Annotated in this window: 16 protein-coding genes; all 16 read left to right on the top strand. The window is 60.4% G+C overall.

What is annotated here, in order from left to right:
* Positions 1–8 precede the first annotated feature (8 nt).
* The 16 genes from AC0L2M_RS04830 to AC0L2M_RS04755 all read left to right on the top strand — a co-directional run bounded on the left by AC0L2M_RS04830 (position 9) and on the right by AC0L2M_RS04755 (position 15,176).
* A complete protein-coding gene (locus AC0L2M_RS04830) occupies positions 9–1,121 on the top strand; it encodes a hypothetical protein (RefSeq protein WP_292047796.1) in 1,113 nt (370 codons plus the stop codon).
* Between the two features lie 33 nt (positions 1,122–1,154).
* The gene (locus AC0L2M_RS04825) at positions 1,155–1,550 is read left to right on the top strand and encodes a hypothetical protein (protein WP_473534194.1); all 396 of its coding nucleotides are present in this window, start codon (positions 1,155–1,157) and stop codon (positions 1,548–1,550) included.
* 36 nt (positions 1,551–1,586) lie between these two features.
* Positions 1,587–2,786, top strand: coding sequence for a hypothetical protein (locus tag AC0L2M_RS04820; RefSeq protein ID WP_473534193.1), 1,200 nt, complete (start codon positions 1,587–1,589; stop codon positions 2,784–2,786).
* A gap of 54 nt (positions 2,787–2,840) precedes the next feature.
* Positions 2,841–3,182: a UBA domain-containing protein gene (locus AC0L2M_RS04815; protein WP_473534192.1), complete on the top strand. Its 342-nt coding sequence runs from the start codon at positions 2,841–2,843 to the stop codon at positions 3,180–3,182.
* On the top strand, positions 3,182–3,892 hold the full coding sequence (locus AC0L2M_RS04810; RefSeq protein ID WP_473534191.1) for a hypothetical protein: 711 nt from the start codon (positions 3,182–3,184) through the stop codon (positions 3,890–3,892). Before AC0L2M_RS04815 ends, AC0L2M_RS04810 begins: the two co-directional genes overlap by 1 nt.
* Positions 3,892–4,428 carry a hypothetical protein gene (locus AC0L2M_RS04805; protein WP_473534190.1) on the top strand — a complete coding sequence of 179 codons (537 nt, stop codon included), beginning with the start codon at positions 3,892–3,894 and terminating at the stop codon, positions 4,426–4,428. Before AC0L2M_RS04810 ends, AC0L2M_RS04805 begins: the two co-directional genes overlap by 1 nt.
* A complete protein-coding gene (locus AC0L2M_RS04800) occupies positions 4,412–5,320 on the top strand; it encodes a hypothetical protein (protein ID WP_473534189.1) in 909 nt (302 codons plus the stop codon). The genes AC0L2M_RS04805 and AC0L2M_RS04800 overlap by 17 nt, the downstream gene beginning before the upstream one ends.
* Complete coding sequence (locus AC0L2M_RS04795) at positions 5,320–5,769, top strand: hypothetical protein (protein ID WP_287228378.1); 450 nt, start codon at positions 5,320–5,322, stop codon at positions 5,767–5,769. Before AC0L2M_RS04800 ends, AC0L2M_RS04795 begins: the two co-directional genes overlap by 1 nt.
* Before the next feature lie 264 nt (positions 5,770–6,033).
* Complete coding sequence (locus AC0L2M_RS04790; RefSeq protein WP_473534188.1) at positions 6,034–6,822, top strand: hypothetical protein; 789 nt, start codon at positions 6,034–6,036, stop codon at positions 6,820–6,822.
* Between the two features lie 75 nt (positions 6,823–6,897).
* On the top strand, positions 6,898–7,311 hold the full coding sequence (locus AC0L2M_RS04785) for a hypothetical protein (RefSeq protein WP_473534187.1): 414 nt from the start codon (positions 6,898–6,900) through the stop codon (positions 7,309–7,311).
* 240 nt (positions 7,312–7,551) lie between these two features.
* Positions 7,552–12,981, top strand: a complete 5,430-nt coding sequence (locus AC0L2M_RS04780; RefSeq protein WP_473534186.1) for a phage tail tape measure protein — start codon at positions 7,552–7,554, stop codon at positions 12,979–12,981.
* Positions 12,981–13,364 (top strand): hypothetical protein, encoded by a 384-nt coding sequence (locus AC0L2M_RS04775; protein ID WP_473534185.1) that lies wholly within the window; start codon positions 12,981–12,983, stop codon positions 13,362–13,364. Before AC0L2M_RS04780 ends, AC0L2M_RS04775 begins: the two co-directional genes overlap by 1 nt.
* Positions 13,361–13,849: a phage minor tail protein L gene (locus tag AC0L2M_RS04770; protein WP_473534184.1), complete on the top strand. Its 489-nt coding sequence runs from the start codon at positions 13,361–13,363 to the stop codon at positions 13,847–13,849. Before AC0L2M_RS04775 ends, AC0L2M_RS04770 begins: the two co-directional genes overlap by 4 nt.
* Positions 13,849–14,346, top strand: a complete 498-nt coding sequence (locus AC0L2M_RS04765) for an NlpC/P60 family protein (RefSeq protein ID WP_473534183.1) — start codon at positions 13,849–13,851, stop codon at positions 14,344–14,346. Before AC0L2M_RS04770 ends, AC0L2M_RS04765 begins: the two co-directional genes overlap by 1 nt.
* Positions 14,309–14,659, top strand: a complete 351-nt coding sequence (locus AC0L2M_RS04760; protein WP_473534182.1) for a hypothetical protein — start codon at positions 14,309–14,311, stop codon at positions 14,657–14,659. The genes AC0L2M_RS04765 and AC0L2M_RS04760 overlap by 38 nt, the downstream gene beginning before the upstream one ends.
* Positions 14,649–15,176: a tail assembly protein gene (locus tag AC0L2M_RS04755; RefSeq protein ID WP_473534181.1), complete on the top strand. Its 528-nt coding sequence runs from the start codon at positions 14,649–14,651 to the stop codon at positions 15,174–15,176. The genes AC0L2M_RS04760 and AC0L2M_RS04755 overlap by 11 nt, the downstream gene beginning before the upstream one ends.
* Position 15,177: the final 1 nt, after the last annotated feature.

Genomic DNA, 15,177 nt, shown 5'->3' with positions numbered 1-15,177 from the left:
GGTATGTCGTGAAGCAGATTACGAAGACACCGGAGATCATCGCGCGCCTCAAAGAGGCCGGCGCGTCGGTTGACGGTGTTGTCGTCTTCGAAGCGATTGCCCTGAACAACCGGCCTCTACGCAAGCATCACCCGCTCTACAAGGGCGCGGTCGCACAGCGCTCAATGCTCTTGGAAATGGCTCTGGCGCTCGAAACCGAGACCCGGCCCGTCCAGATCATGCACAACGGCGAAGATCTGCCGATCGGACGTGTCTTCCGCGGCCAAGTGGTCGACGGTCAGGACACTGAACTCCGCGTCCTCTTCTGGATCGACAAGACTCACGAGGACAAGATCCAGCAAGTCGACAACGGAACCGTTGACCAAGTCTCGGTCGGCATCTTGCCCAAGCAGATGATCTGCTCGGCAGACGGCTTCGATTTCTTCGGACCCGATGCCGACTTCGACAACATAATCACCGGCACCACACCCGATGGGCACACGGTCGGTGAGAACGGCGTCTACTGCAAGATGGTCGGACTCGAAGCCTTCTTCGAGACCTCGCTCGTCGGGCAAGGCGGCGCTCAAAACGCGCGCATCGTGAACAGCGATCAAAGCCACTTCTCGCCTCAGATGAAGGCGCTGGCCGCGAAGGCTTCTCTCGATCGTCTCGCACTCACCGCAACCGCAACTACGGACAAGCCAATCATGGATATCAAGGAACTTCTTGCCGAACTGCGCTCCACTGAAAAGGAGAGCATGAAGAACGCCATTGAGAACGAGCAGCTCAAGGCCTCGAATACGGCACTCACCGCTGAGCGCGATGCGCTCAAGACACAGCTCACAGCGGCCAACCAGGACGAGCCGGCCGTCAAGGCCGAGCTCGCCGAGCTGAAGACCAAACACCAGGCCACCGAAGCCAGCTTGTCGGCGGCCGACGAGGCTCTTCGCGACATCTGCAAGAAAGTTCTGACGGCGGCCGGCCAAGTCGACGCCGAAGTGCCGGCGAAGCTCGAAGATGTCGTCGCCAAGATCACCGAGACAAAGATCAACCTGGTCGCCGGCGGACGTTCCAAGGGCGCCGAGGGCGACCTCGAAGCCTCGGCAATCCCCGCGGTCGCATCATTCCGCACCCGCCGCTAACCGCAACAGGAATAGGAATAGGGAAACACACCCATGTACTCTCATCAGAATGTCACGCTGCGCGGGTTCCACTGGGAAGACTCGTCGCTCACCGTCAACCTCGCCACTGGTATTACGCAGGCCCACATCGGTCGTGCCGTCTCGCTCGACACGTCCGGCGCCAACAAGGTCAAGCTGGCCGCTGACGGTGATATCATCATCGGCCGCCTCGCATCGGTCGAGGATCGCACGGTCGAAGGCTCGCTCATCGGTGCCGTCGAACTCCAGTTCGCCAATACCCTCCCGATCAAGGCAGGCCAGGTCGTTGCCATCGGCGACACGGTTGTGGGTGCTGGCGCCGGCGAAGTGAAAGCCGCTGCTACCGCCGACCACAGCAAGAACTTCGTCGTCGAGATCATCGGCACGAACGCTGTGGTGGTGAAGGTCTAACCGAAACCCCGAACGAACGAAACGAGGAACACTGAAATGAACTACAAGCCTCTCTCTCAGGTCAAGCGTCGGGGTGTTGAGACTCTCGCCGCTCTGCGCTCCGAAGACGCCATGGCGTCAGTCAGCGCCGGCAAGAAGCTGCTCGCCGAAGCCAAGTCCTTTGGCCTCGGCATGCGAGACTACCTCAATCTCGCGATCGACGTTCGCGGATCCGAGGAAGCTGACAAGCGTTATCGCGACGAACGCGGCTATCTCTCCGGCTACGAGGCCTCGCTGGCCTTCCTGAACCTGCCGATCCAGAACGACTTCGAGCGCGGCATCGTGCTGGAAGCTGCGTCGGACACGTTCCAGACGTTCCCCGGCGTCCGCGCCATCTTCCCGGAAGTCGTGGACGACGTCGTGCGCTGGAAGTTCCGCCAGGACAACCTGGAGACGACCAACGCTCTCGTCGGTTCGAGCCGCACGATGTCCGGCGTCGAACTGATCTCGACGGTCGTGGACGACAAGGCGGAGGACTATCAGGTCGTGTCGGCCGTGGCCGAACTGGGCCGCTTCCCGGTCAAGACGATCCGTCTGTCCGAGCAGTCGGTCAAGTTCTACAAGCACGGCGGCGGCTACCGCTTCTCGTACGAGTTCGATCGTCGGGCCAGCATCGAGACGCTGGTTCCCTACGTCAACCGTATGGACCGTGAGAAGGACATGTCGAAGGTCCGCGCGGCCACACACATCCTGATCAACGGTGACGGCGTTAACCCGGCCGCTCCTTTGGTGAAGCAGGCGGATTTCGTGGCCGGCGCCACCAACAAGAAGCTGAACTACGAGGCGCTGCTCCGCTGGTTCGTGGCCCGCGCCCAGGCTGGCATTCCCGTCGACACCGTTGTCGGCAACTGGGACGCCTACATCGACTGGCTGCTGATGTTCGCCATTCCGACGTCGAACAACAACCGCACCGATGCCGAGAACCTGGCGGCTTCCGGCTTCCAGATCGGCGGCGTGCCGATCCTGAAGGGCACCGTCAACTTCGCCCTGTCGTCCGCTGCGCCAAACAAGCAGCTGATCGGCATCTCCCGAGGCGACACGCTGGAGGAGCTGAACGAGGGTGGCTCGCAGATCGAGGAGACCGAGCGCGCGATAACCAACCAGTCGATCACGTTCACCAAGTCGGTGAACACCGGCTACAAGCTGGCGTTCAGCGACACCCGGTCGATCTACGACTACGACAGCACCGACGACTAAGACCCCTGGCGCCGCCGCCCAACCGGGCGGCGGGCCTTTCTGTGAGGAAACACAATGATCAAACTGCTTGCAGAAACTAAGGGCTCCTTCCAGCTCCATGACCTGGCTCACAAGGGCCAGCGTATCTACGCCCGCCGCCCGAGTGTCGTCGAGAATTCGCATTTCATCCAGGACCGCATCGGCCGCGCTCAGGTGCGGGTCATCGCCGAGTTGAGGCCCGAGGCGACGGACGCTGATTTCGTCGGATACCTGAAGGAGAGTGAGGGCGACATGCAGCTCGCGATCGACGCCTTCCTGGCGGAGTTTGGCAAGGAGGTTGTGGACGCCCCCGAAGGCAAGAAGAAGCGCGCCGCCAAGTCGAAGAACCCCAACCCCACCTCGGAAGCTGACGCCTGATGCGTACGTTCGAGGCCGGCAAGGATGTGACCTTGCCTGTCAGCCTTACCTATAACGGCCAGCCTGCCATCCCGGATATCGGGACGGCAGTCCTTTCTGTGGCCTCCCCGACCGGTGAGGTCCTCTACTCAGAGGACCTCACCACCGGTGCGACCGACGTCGTGATCGTTGTCACGGTGCCAGCCGAGCACAATCAAATTTCCACGGCGTTCTCCCGTCGCGTAGTGCGGATATCCGCTGAACGTGGAGGCATCCCGTTCGACAGCGTGACCATGTACCGGCTGGTGCCGACGATCCTCTACACCGTCCGGCCCGCGGATGTGCGAGCCTTCCTGGGTGTCAACGAGGGCGAGCTGCCCGACGAGGATGTGGATCTCGCGGCAGCGCACCTGAACCTCGAATTCGAAATCTCGCGCGCGACCCTGTCTGCAGCCCTGGTCTCTGGCGACGTGGCTGAGATGCGCGCGAATGAGGCGATCCTCTATCGCGCTGCGCTCGACATCATCCCGTCACTTGCCAACCGGGTGGCCCAGGAGGAGTCGGATGGCGCGCTCACCTTCCGCCGGAACACCCGCAAGGACTTCTCGGAGCTGAAGAAGGCCGCCGAGGATCGTCTGTCAGCAGCCCTGGCTGCGATCAATCCCACGATCGACCCCGGCTACGCGATCTTGATTACGACGACTGACGCCGATCCGGTCACAGGTGGATAATGGCCAGTCTCCACACCGCCGCTCGCCGTTTCCAGTCGCTGATCTATAAGGAAAACGGCCAAGCTTTCAAAGGCACCATCACCCCGGCTGATGAGGGCGAGATCCCGGCTTACGACTTCTCGTCTCCCCGATTGATGCTCCGCACGATCGACGCTGACGCCGTGAAACCCCGCGACATCATCCTGGACGATATCAACCGCCGCTTCATCGTCGCCAACAATGGTTATTCGGCCTTCGGGAAACAGTTCACCTTCCGGTTGTTTCAAGTGCTGGCTGACCTAACCTGGAAGCGCCAAGCCAGTGAGACAGACAATCTCACCGGCTTGAAGAAAGGGGGACCGCCCCAGCTATTCGGCCAGATCCCGTGCCTCGTCGAGATGACCGGTCGTGAATTCCCAGATCGCGACACCAACCTTTCCGAGGAAACTCGCCGGATCATCACTGCGGCCTATCTCCAGCTCGGCGACCAGGTCGATGATGCCATTGTCCGCAGACTCGATACCGCGCTGGGGGTGACCTATGCCGAGATCAGCTAAGGCCAGGGTCACCGTCAACTTCGAGCAGCGCAAGGGTCACTCGCTGGCTGCACTCTCAGGCGGAGCCTCTGTCAGCCGGTCCTATGGTGGTCAAGCGCAGGACGCCGGCACCATCGTAAACATGATCGCCAACGAGCTGGTAAAGACTATCCGCGCCGGCAACGAGCGTCATTTCTTTCAGATCGAGGCAAAGGTGCTCGCGAAGAGGTTGGCCGAAGAGGTCAACACCGAGCTGATGCGCGTCGGGCAGTTCATCGCCACGCAGCTGATTGGCACCCCCTCTGGCCCGCCGGGTGGAGGAACCACCTTCATCGACAAGTTCGAAGGTGCTGTCGAGGCCCACTGGCAAAACCTCTCGCTGCGCACGATCCGCACCAAGCAGGGAAACAAGGACCGCTTCTTCCTACATTCCGGTTCCCTGAAACAGGACATTCGCGCCAACGTCGGCCGAAACCTTGTCGCTCTCAACCCCGGCATTGGTGGTCGCACTGGCGGCAAGGAAATCGCCCACGGTCCCGTGAGGATCGTTCCCTATCGGCACGACCCTCACAACCAGAAGGTCTACAAGATCGCCGAGATCGAGGTGAACCTGTTCTCCCAGTCGCGTGCAAATCGCATCGCATCGATCCTGAACGAAGACATCTTCGACGCCTACTCCACCACGCGAACGGACATCCAATACCTCGGCCGCAAGATGGGTCTCAGTCAGGACTCGATCGACAAGCTGATGGGGCCGGCCCTGACAGATCGTGATCGAACGGTGAGCCGGGGCAAGAGGGGCATCATCTCGCGACCGCTGCTCGAGCCGGCTCTCGCATATTTCTTCGCCGTCCGCGTACCCCGCGCGGTCACGCGCGTGATCAATCGTTATCGAATTTCGGAGATCCGCTGATGGAATATCTCAACGTCTGGACGTCAGTCGCTGCATACGTCAACCAGCAGATCCAAATGATCATCGCGAACGGCATCACGCCGGCCAACAGCCTGCAGATGTTCGACTGGGAAGCACATGCCAATATCGAAGAAGCCCCCGCGCTCCACTTGATCGGGCCCGCTTCACTCGCGCTGGAGGAGAGCTCAAGCGGGATCTATCACGCCAGTTTTGTGGTCGGCGTCGGATCATTCAACGATGAGGGATTGTTCGTTCACCGGAAGATGGTTGACTTTCTCTTCAAGTCCCTTGCGTCCGGTACGCGCATGTCGGTCTTCGATAGCGAGACCGAACAACCTTACAGCTGGATGAAAGTTATCGACGGCACCACCGTGGCGCCGATGTCCAGATCAAACCAGCGGTCTATGCAGTTCATTCAGGCGGAAGGGCTTGTCGACCCTATGCTGTAGTGAGCCTGCAAGATTGCCCGGTTGGCCTCGTCCTCCTGAGCGAGGGCAGTCTCAATAAGAGTGACGACCTCTGCGGACAAGGACCGTCGTAGGAAGGTAGAACGACGCTCCAGGATCTCTTTCAACTCGTCGTCTATGTTCACAGTAATGCGCTTCATTTTACACCATTATGCAGCAGTCATTCGTTGCTCATGTAGGCCGTGGTGCCCACCTAACAAGCGCGATTAAAAAATCACCGCGCGCCGATTTCAAAAGGAGCACCCCATGGCTGGTAACGCCAAAACGAATAAGTTTCTGCTTTCCACGGCGACCGTCATGCTGGGCGCCCTCGCTGATCTTCACAAGCTCAACCCGGCGGAACACTCCATCGGTCTCGTGAAGAACTTTCAGCTGACCGGCGAAGCCCAGTTCACCGAGCTGACCCAGGGCATCCGCAACGCGGTCGTGATGTCCGTACGTACGGGTGAAGGTCTCAAGACCTCCTGCGAGGTCTACGAGTTTACCGCCAAGAACTTGGCCTATGCCGCCGGCCTCGACGGCACCGGCACGGGCTTTGACGTTGTCGCCGAACTGTCAGCCCTCGGTGCCGCCGCCGTGGCGGCGGACGACAGCATCACGCTGGCCATTGCTCCCACGCAGGCGATCGTAGCCGGCGACTATCTCTTCATCCAGAAGGGCCAGGACGATTACGTCCACGTCGTCAAGGTCGCTTCTGTTTTGGCGGCCGAGGTCACCTTGGCTGCGGGCTTCGAGATCCCGACCGGCATGACCTTCCCGATCGGGTCCCGCGTGGGACGCTTGAAGCGTGTCGACATCGGCCAGCACGTGACCCAGCCTGACCTGGCGTGCAAGGTCACCGGCATCCTGCCGAAGGACAACACGCCGTTCATCATCCTTCTGCCGAAGGTGAAGGTGACTCGTGGTCTCGGCATCTCCTTCGCGTCGGACAACTTCTCGAACATGCCGTTCGAGATGCAGCCCTACGAGATGGTTACGACCGATCCGTTCTATTCGGAATATGGTCAGGGTCAGGCAATCCTGATGGCTCGCTAATTTCCAAAATCCATAGAACTAGACCTCGCCCGTGACTACATCACTGGCGAGGTTTTTTATTTCTAGGAGCACTACATGTCCGACCCAAAGGACCACATCGAGATCAAACAAGACGGCGAGGCTCGCGAGATCTTCATGTCCTTTGGATTGCTCAATGAGATCACAGCCATGATGGGCGAGCCGGCCACTGCGGCCAGCGTCTATTTCGCCCCCGAACTTCGCGAGCGAGTCCTCCTGGCAGCTCTCCACCAACGCTCAAAGACGGGCAAGGTCCAGGAGCTCCTCGCGTCCCTTGACGATGTCGATATCTCGATCTCGGACATGGAAGAGCTGCTGGCTTGGGAGGTGGACCATGCCATCGGTTTTTTCGCGCGATCCATGGAACGAGTGGTCAAGACCAAGGGCGCTCTGGAAGATCTCACTCGGGGCGCGTCTTCACTGATTGGATCGCAGGGCTCACCTTCGAAGAAGCAATCGTCTGGACACTAAGGGTCAGACCAAGCGAACTCCGTGAGGTCTACTGGGGTCACTCCTACAACGACCTCACCACGATCGTCAGGCTGAACACGGAAGGGAAGGTAGCGGAACTAGGCCAACACCTCGACAACCTGGCAACGGTCGTGTCGAAGGCTTTGGGCGGTTCCGATGATGACGATGTCGATGATGACGTCACAGTCATTGAAAGCTGGGACGCCCTCGAGGCAGCATTTAGGACGCTAGGGGGTCATATTGGCGCTTGAGCAGAACGACATCCGGTACGACGTCGATATCGACCTACAGGATAGTCTTCGCGAAATTGATCAGCTCCGCCAGAAACTGAAATCGTTCAGTGACAACCTCGCCGTGAGCGCCACCGATGTTCAGAAGAACATGCGCAAGGCGGCCGAGGAATACGTCTCCTACATCCGCAAGCTCGAAAGCGAACTGAAGTCGCTGAAAAAGCAGGGCCAGGACACCTCCGCTCACGAGGCTCGTCTTTCCCAGATCCGCAACCGGCAGCGTTCGGCTCCTACGGCCATCGCTCGTGATTACGCCCAGGGCAGCACGCAGTCCCAGGCCAATCGTGCTGTATTCCAGCGCGAGATCAACGAGATGAAGGCAACGACCAACCAGTTGGTCGGCAAGTACTTCGACGAGCTCAACGCCACCTATCTCCGCTCCGTCAAACGCTCACTCACCAACTTGCAGAACGAGGAGCGCATCCTCCGCACCCGCATGGACGAGCGCAACTTCCGCGCCCAGCACGGCGATGCTGCCTTCGGCTTCATGAAGCAGAGCGAGCGCCGCAACCTCAATGGCGGTGCCAACCAGTTCCTGTCCCAGGCTGGCATCCTGAACAACTACGCCATGGTCGGCGGCGCCTACACCGCCGGTTTCAGCCTCGGCAATTTCATCGTCCAGCTCGATGCGCAGTTCAAGCAGTTCCAGGCGATCACCGCATCGACCAACGGTGAAATGGGGGTGATGGAAGACCGACTTCTCTCGGTGGCGGAGAAGACCAAGTTCACCGCCAACGAGATCGCCGAAGCCGCCACGTTGATGGGCCAGGCTGGTATGTCGGCAGGCGAGGTCGCCGAGGCGATCGAGCCTGTCAGCAAGCTGGCGACCGCCGCTGGCACAGAGCTGAAGAACGCCGTGGACGTCGTCACGTCCGCGCTCAACATCTTCAACCTGCAGACCGGCGAGGCCGGCCACCTGGCCGACGTGTTCACCGCCGCCCTGAACGAGTCCAAGCTGACGCTCGACCAGTTGACGGCCGCTCTCCAGTACGCCGGCAATACCGCGGCCACCGTTGGTATCAGCTACAACGAACTTACGGCGGCGGTTGGCGCACTCGCCAACGCTGGTATCCGCTCCGGCTCGACCATTGGCACCGGTCTGCGGCAGCTGCTCGTCGATCTCATCAATCCGTCCAAGAACCTCAAGTCGGAACTCTCCCGCCTCGGCCTCTCGATGGAGGACATTGACCTCAAGACGCATGGCCTGTCGGGCGTCATGCAGAACCTCAAGGACGCTGGCTTCGACACGTCGAGCGCCTTCGAAGGTCTGGAGGTTCGCGCCGCTGCCGCCTTCACGGCTCTGTCGAACAATCTCGACACGATGTCGGAGCTCAGGCAGTCCTTCCTTCTGTCGAATGCCGCCGCCGAGGCGAACGAGACCCAAATGGAGTCTCTCGCCAACACGGCGAAGAACTTCGGCTCGAACCTCGGCGCGCTGGTTTACACGGCCTTCGGACCGTTCCTGCGCACACTCCAGAACACGGTCTCTGTCGCATCGGATGTTATCGCCTGGCTTCGGGAGATGGGCCCGCTGGTTGAGATCGTCGGGACGGCCTTCGCCACCTTGGCGTCGGCCTTCGTCCTGGTCCGTCTCGGCAAGCTGGCCGCTGGCATGCTCGCCATCGGAACGGCCGCGACCGGCGCGGCTGGCGCCCTGGGGCTCCTGCGCGCAGCTACACTCGGCAACCCGCTCTTCTTCGGCGCCACGGCGCTGATCACGGGCCTGCAGCTTTTATCACACTATGCCGACCGCGCCGGCCGGGTGCAGGCTGCGCTCGACCAGCTCAAGACAGAGCAAAATGAGTACCAGGCGTCGGTCGACCACACCAACGACCGGATCAGCAGCCTGTCCGCGGCGATGGACGACCTGGCCCGTAAACAGAAGAGCCTCGACGGCGAAGGTAGCGAAGTCCTCCGCAAAACCAAAATCATGGAGGTCCTCTCAACCTTCCAGGAGCTGACTGGCGAGATCGACGCCTCGACCGCCTCCATCGCGGATCTGATCAAGGCCATGCAGAACCTGAAGGCCGAAATGGTCAACGGTCTGCCAGATCAGTTCGGCCTTCTGGTCGACAAGATAGATCAGCGGATCGAGGTGCTTCGGCAGGCCGCTGCCGACCAGGCGCGTAACGACAGCTGGTTCACGGCGTCAATGGGCGCCTCCAAGCGCTTCGCCAACGGCGGGGCTGTCTATTCGGACCAGACCTCTGTCTTCAACGACAAGGTCGCTCAGCAGTTCGGCCAGGATGTTGCCGAGGCTTTCCTGATCGCCTCGAACCAGAAGGTCCTGGACAAGGTCGACGGTCAACGCGCACAAGCCCTTGCGACCATCCTGGAGCGCCAGATCCACGCAACCGAGCGGAAGATCAAACCGCTGGACGAGCGCAGCGGTGTTCTCGGCGTCGGTGGCGAACTGTCCGACGACGAACGCAATCAGCTTGTCGAGCTGCGCAAGGATCTCAACTTCCTGACGACCTTGAAGCAGTCCTTTGACCCGCTGTCGAAGTACCTGACCCAGATCCAGGCAGCTGGCATTGACCGCGGTATCCAGGTCTCCAAGCAGGCCGGGGCTACCCTTCAGGGCACCGCCGGTTACGAGAGCGCCGACCGTCTCAAGAACGAGACCACGGGTTTCCTGACGAACCGCCTGGGCGAGATCATCAGCTCAGACCTCCCGATCGAAGAGACGAAGAAGGCCTATGATGAGCTTGAGGCCGAGCTCAATGCACGCATCGGCAAGATCAATGACGGGCTCAAGGCCGCGGCCGAGGAAATGCGCCAGTCCGGTCAGTTCACCGAGGGCGAGATCAATAAGGCCCTCGACGGCAGCGAACTGAAGACGGACATCGCCGGTCTCCAGGGCGCGTTCAAGAAGGGTGCCGAGGGCTCGATCACGGCGTTCAAGAAGTTCCAGGCTTACATGATCGAGCAGGAGCAGAAGAACGTTGAGCGCCAGATCGCCTCGACGCGGAAGCAACTCTCCGACGCCCAGAACGAGCGCCAGGTCGATCTTCTGGAGAACCAGCTCTATGAGCTCGACACCAAGCTGGCCAAGCTGGAAAGAGACGCCTTCGACGTCAACCCCGACAAGAACGTCGGCGACAACGACGCCGACCTGGAACTGGCCAAGCGGAAGATCCGCGACGATCAGAAGAACCGCCGGGACGATCTCGTCGGCTCCGTGATTGAAAAGCGCGCCGAATTGGCGGCGAAGGCCAATGAGGTATTCGACGAGAACCTCAATGACCAGCTGAAGCGCGTGCAGGACGAGATGAAAAATCTCGCCCAGTCGATCGATAACAACTCGACCGAAGCATACATCAAGGCGGTCAAGCAGAAGCTGGACGAGCTCAACGAGAAGGCCAAGCAACTCGCCGGCCAGATCGCCAGCATCTCCGTCGCCGACGACTTTGGATCTTTCGCGCTAGGTGGCCTTCCCACGGAGAGTGCGACCGACATCCAGCGCCGGATCATTGAGGCCGCGAACAAGGGGGGCATCCCACCTGAGATCGCGCTCGCGCTCGCCTCGTTCGAGACCGGTGGCAGCTTCAGCCCGACCGCAAAGAACCCCGGCTCGACTGCATATGGTCTCTTCCAGAACACGGACGCCAACTGGGAAAGCCATGGCCTGACGGCTGCTGATCGTAGCAGCGTCGAGATGCAGATCTATGCCGGCATCCAGGATATGCTGCGGACGCAGAAAGAGCTCGGCACGACCCAACTGTCCTTCAAGGACTATTACGGCTCGCATCTGCTCGGCCAGACTGGCTACAAGAGCGTCCGGGACAACCCGACCGCCAACGCTGTGGAACTGCTCGGCTCGGATGCTGTCACCAAGAACGGTGGCAACATCAATCAAACGGCGTCTCAGTTCCTCGACATGGTCGTGTCGAAGGCCGCCCAGCACCTCCAGAAGGTCAAGGGCATGGTCCAGCGTCCGTTGGACGCCGCCGACGACGCCCTGCAGACCCAAACGGACAATCTCACCGAGGGCGCGCGTGACGCCGTGCGTAGCGCCGGTGAGAAGATCAAGAAGAACCAGATCAAGAAAACGACCGAGCTTCTGGACTCTCAGGCCCAGGCGCTCGAAGCCCAGATCAACACGCTCATGGTCCAGTCGTCGAAAGCCCAGGACCCGCAGGCCATCCAGTCGATCATCGATCAGGTGAAGACCAAGTGGGCCGAAATGGCCAAGAAGGAAGTGGATGCCTTCACGAAAGAGAACGAAGGCACGGACGACTTCGACACCCGGCTTGCCAGCCTGAAGGACGAGCTGAATTCCGGCCTGAGCGGCAAGGTCGTCACACTGCTCGACCGCTATCAGCAGTCGATCGAGAACATGCAGTTCGAGCCGTTGCTTGATGCGCAGGCAAGATTGGAGGCCGCGCAGAACCCGCTCTATGCGAACAAGTACTCTGACGCCCAAGTCCAGGGCATGCAGCACGATGTCCAGCTCCAGCAGCAGGCGGCGCAGCAGGAGCGCCTCAACCAGCTTGAGCAGCTCCACGCCTACATCCTCCAGCAGGTGTCGGCCGCCGAGCAACAGTACGGTGCCAACTCCCAGATGGTCCAGGCGCTGAAGGAGCGTCAGTACTCGGTCGAGCAGAGCCTGACCGGCGTGCGCCGGCAGGCGACGGCTGACACTGAAGCAGCGGCCCAGGGCGAGTTGTCGCTGAAGGACTCTATCGAGGCAGCGAACCGCGCCTGGATGCAGCGTAATGGATTGATGGACAATAACGGGATGATGATCTCGTCCGCTCAACGCATCGGCCAGGCCTGGGGACAGGCGCTCGACGGCATCGCGAATTCTATGAGTACGCTGTTCATGGACCTGGCTTCCGGCTCGATGTCGGCGGAAGAGGCGTTCAAGAAATTCGCCCTGTCCGTCGTCCAGATGCTCATGCAGATGATCGCAAAGGCGCTCGTCTTCAACATGCTTCAGAGCCTCATGGGGGCTAGTAGCGGCGGTGGCTTCCTAGGGGCGATCTTCGGCGGTGGCGCTGCCACCGGCCAATACATCTCCGGCGTGAAGCGTGCCGCCGGCGGTGAGTACATTCATGGCAGCGCCCCGTTCCGCGACAGCCAGCTCCGCATGGTCCAGCCCGGTGAGATGATCCTGCGCACTTCCGCCGTAAACCAGATCGGCCGAGACGCGCTGGAAAAGGTCAACGCTCTCGGCAACCGCCGGATCGCCGCCGGCATGCCGTCCGTCCCGGCACCCCAGCCGGCTGACCAGCGTCCCGTTAATGTCTGGGCGGTCCTGCCGGAGGAGAAGCCACAGCTCGGGCCAGACGACGTGGTGGCCTACATCAGCGACGACATCCGCCGCCGTGGCGTTACGCGCACGCTGATCAAAGCAATCAACTCCGGAAAGATATGATGCAGACGTTCGACTTTCCCTATCACCTCGTCGAGGACGATTACCCGTCGAGCTCAACCGTGATCCAGTTTGGGGGCGGCTACCAGTTCGCCACCAAGCCCCGCGGGCCGGACCAGATCACATTCAAACTCAGTTTCAAGGCCATGTGGTTCTACGAGCTGTCCCCCGGCGTGGTCGATCGCGACATCAATCCGCAGATCAACATGCAGCGGATGGTGGAGTTCTACGAGACCCATCGGCTCTACGAGCCCTTCTACTACCCGCACCGGACACGCGGCCTCGTCGTCTGCCGGTTCTCCAAACCCCTCCAGGTCCCCAAGGGTGTCGAGAACGGCAACGGCAAAGTCGAACAACTCACCGTCGAATTGATCCTGCAGCCATGAACAAGCCCCAAGAGCATATGACGGAGTCGCAGAAGCTGACGGCTGATGCGTTCGTCAACCTCTACCATATCCAGCTCCGCACCGAGCCGGTCATCCTGCGCCTGAGCGACAGCGTCACCCGCACCTGGCAGGGTCAGGTCTGGGAGATGTTCGGCGTCCAGCTATCCGGCGAAAAGCGTTCAGCCGACGACGAGGAGAGCCGTCCAACGTTGCAGCTGATCAACCCCGAGGGCGTCTTCAGCACCCTGATCCGACGACGCCTTCTCGATCGGGCAACGGTCATTCGCTACCGGATCCTGCGCGCCCACTACGAGGGCGATGTCAACATCTTCCAGCGGCGCATGTGGTACATCTCACGCATCGCCAACGTCACCGCTGGCCAGTCCATCCAAGCCGAACTGCGTGTTATGACCGAAGGTCCGAACAGCCGCGTCCCGGCCCGACAATTCATGCCCCCTGAGTTCCCCACTGTGAGGCTCTCGTGATGAACTACAATCACCTTTTGGGTCGAGAATTCATCTGGGGCAAGTACGACTGCTATGGCCTTCTCAGGGATTTTTATCTGGACGTTTTCCAGATCGAGCTCCCGAACTTTGCTCGACCAGAGGACTTCTATCAGAAGGGGTTGAACCTCTTCAAAGACCTTTATCGAGACGCCGGCTTCAAGGAGATCAACGTCCACCCATCCGAGATCCATATTGGCGACATGGTGGTGGCCGCGGTGTCGTCCTCTTTTGGAAATCACTGCGGTGTGTTCGTTGAAAACGGGCGTGTTCTCCACCACCTGTATGGTGCCCGATCAAAGGTCGATCCATATCGGGGACTACTTCGGAATAATTGCACCGGCATCTATCGCCATCAAGATCTTCCCCACGAGGCAATCAACCGAGTGGAGACGCGAGATCTCCGGGATTATATGTCGCCAAGCAAGCAGAAGCTACTAGATGAACTTCGAGCCGCCAATCCAGGAACTCAAGGGTAAGCTGACCGAGGGTCCGGAGCGCGTCGGCTTTGTCTTGACAACCGGTGAGATTGTTGAGGTCAAGAACATCTGCGTCCATTCGGACAACGGCTTCGAAGTCTCGGGCCAAGACCTGATCAAATATCACGACCAGGTGGTCGCCACCTGGCACACCCACCCTGGCAAAGGCTCCAACCTGTCGACCAACGACTGGTACGGGTTTCGAAACTACCCCGAGTGGCTGCACCTCATCATCGGCACGGACGGCGTGAGCTCGTTCCGGGTCGAAAAAGGGCGCGTCCTCGTCGATCAGAAATGGGAAAATGCAAGTTAAGGTATTCCTCCACGGATACTTCGCCAAATTTCACCCAGGCCCGATTGAGGTCAACGCCAGCACCGTCGCCGAAGCCGTCACTCTCGTCACCCGCCAGCTCCCTGGGTTCCGTCCCAACGCTGTCAGGGGACGCCACCGCATCACCGTGGCGGGATGCGAGAATGTCGAGAACCTCTACCGGCCGGCGATCAACGGCGAGATCCATTTGATCCCGCAGTTCGCCGGCGGGAAGAGCGGTGGCTTTCTCCAGATCCTGCTTGGGGTCGCGCTTATCGCGGTCGGCTGGTTCGCTGGCATCGGCTTCCTTCTCCAGGCGGGCGCGCTGATCTTCCTTGGCGGCATCTCCCAACTGCTGATGCCCGCTCCCGACGCCGAGGACAACGAGAAGAAGTCTCGCTACCTCGGCGCCCCAAAGAACACGGTCGAGATCGGGACACGCATTCCGATCCTCTACGGCGAGGACCTCGTCGGTGGGCACTTCCTCTCCTTCGACACCGACGCAATTGCAAAAAGGTAAC

This window comes from Mesorhizobium sp. WSM4806 (genome assembly GCF_055811635.1).
Note: the sequence above shows the minus strand (reverse complement) of the source record. Positions and strands in the feature narration are given on the sequence as shown.

Excerpts from the sequence above, each read along its gene's own strand:
- AC0L2M_RS04795 (WP_287228378.1), top strand. The coding sequence starts at position 5,320 with ATGGAATATCTCAACGTCTGGACGTCAGTCGCTGCATACGTCAACCAG.
- AC0L2M_RS04800 (WP_473534189.1), top strand. The coding sequence starts at position 4,412 with ATGCCGAGATCAGCTAAGGCCAGGGTCACCGTCAACTTCGAGCAGCGC.
- AC0L2M_RS04770 (WP_473534184.1), top strand. The coding sequence starts at position 13,361 with ATGAACAAGCCCCAAGAGCATATGACGGAGTCGCAGAAGCTGACGGCT.
- AC0L2M_RS04820 (WP_473534193.1), top strand. The coding sequence starts at position 1,587 with ATGAACTACAAGCCTCTCTCTCAGGTCAAGCGTCGGGGTGTTGAGACT.
- AC0L2M_RS04810 (WP_473534191.1), top strand. The coding sequence starts at position 3,182 with ATGCGTACGTTCGAGGCCGGCAAGGATGTGACCTTGCCTGTCAGCCTT.
- AC0L2M_RS04825 (WP_473534194.1), top strand. The coding sequence starts at position 1,155 with ATGTACTCTCATCAGAATGTCACGCTGCGCGGGTTCCACTGGGAAGAC.
- AC0L2M_RS04805 (WP_473534190.1), top strand. The coding sequence starts at position 3,892 with ATGGCCAGTCTCCACACCGCCGCTCGCCGTTTCCAGTCGCTGATCTAT.
- AC0L2M_RS04755 (WP_473534181.1), top strand. The coding sequence starts at position 14,649 with ATGCAAGTTAAGGTATTCCTCCACGGATACTTCGCCAAATTTCACCCA.
- AC0L2M_RS04815 (WP_473534192.1), top strand. The coding sequence starts at position 2,841 with ATGATCAAACTGCTTGCAGAAACTAAGGGCTCCTTCCAGCTCCATGAC.
- AC0L2M_RS04775 (WP_473534185.1), top strand. The coding sequence starts at position 12,981 with ATGCAGACGTTCGACTTTCCCTATCACCTCGTCGAGGACGATTACCCG.
- AC0L2M_RS04785 (WP_473534187.1), top strand. The coding sequence starts at position 6,898 with ATGTCCGACCCAAAGGACCACATCGAGATCAAACAAGACGGCGAGGCT.
- AC0L2M_RS04760 (WP_473534182.1), top strand. The coding sequence starts at position 14,309 with ATGAACTTCGAGCCGCCAATCCAGGAACTCAAGGGTAAGCTGACCGAG.
- AC0L2M_RS04790 (WP_473534188.1), top strand. The coding sequence starts at position 6,034 with ATGGCTGGTAACGCCAAAACGAATAAGTTTCTGCTTTCCACGGCGACC.
- AC0L2M_RS04765 (WP_473534183.1), top strand. The coding sequence starts at position 13,849 with ATGAACTACAATCACCTTTTGGGTCGAGAATTCATCTGGGGCAAGTAC.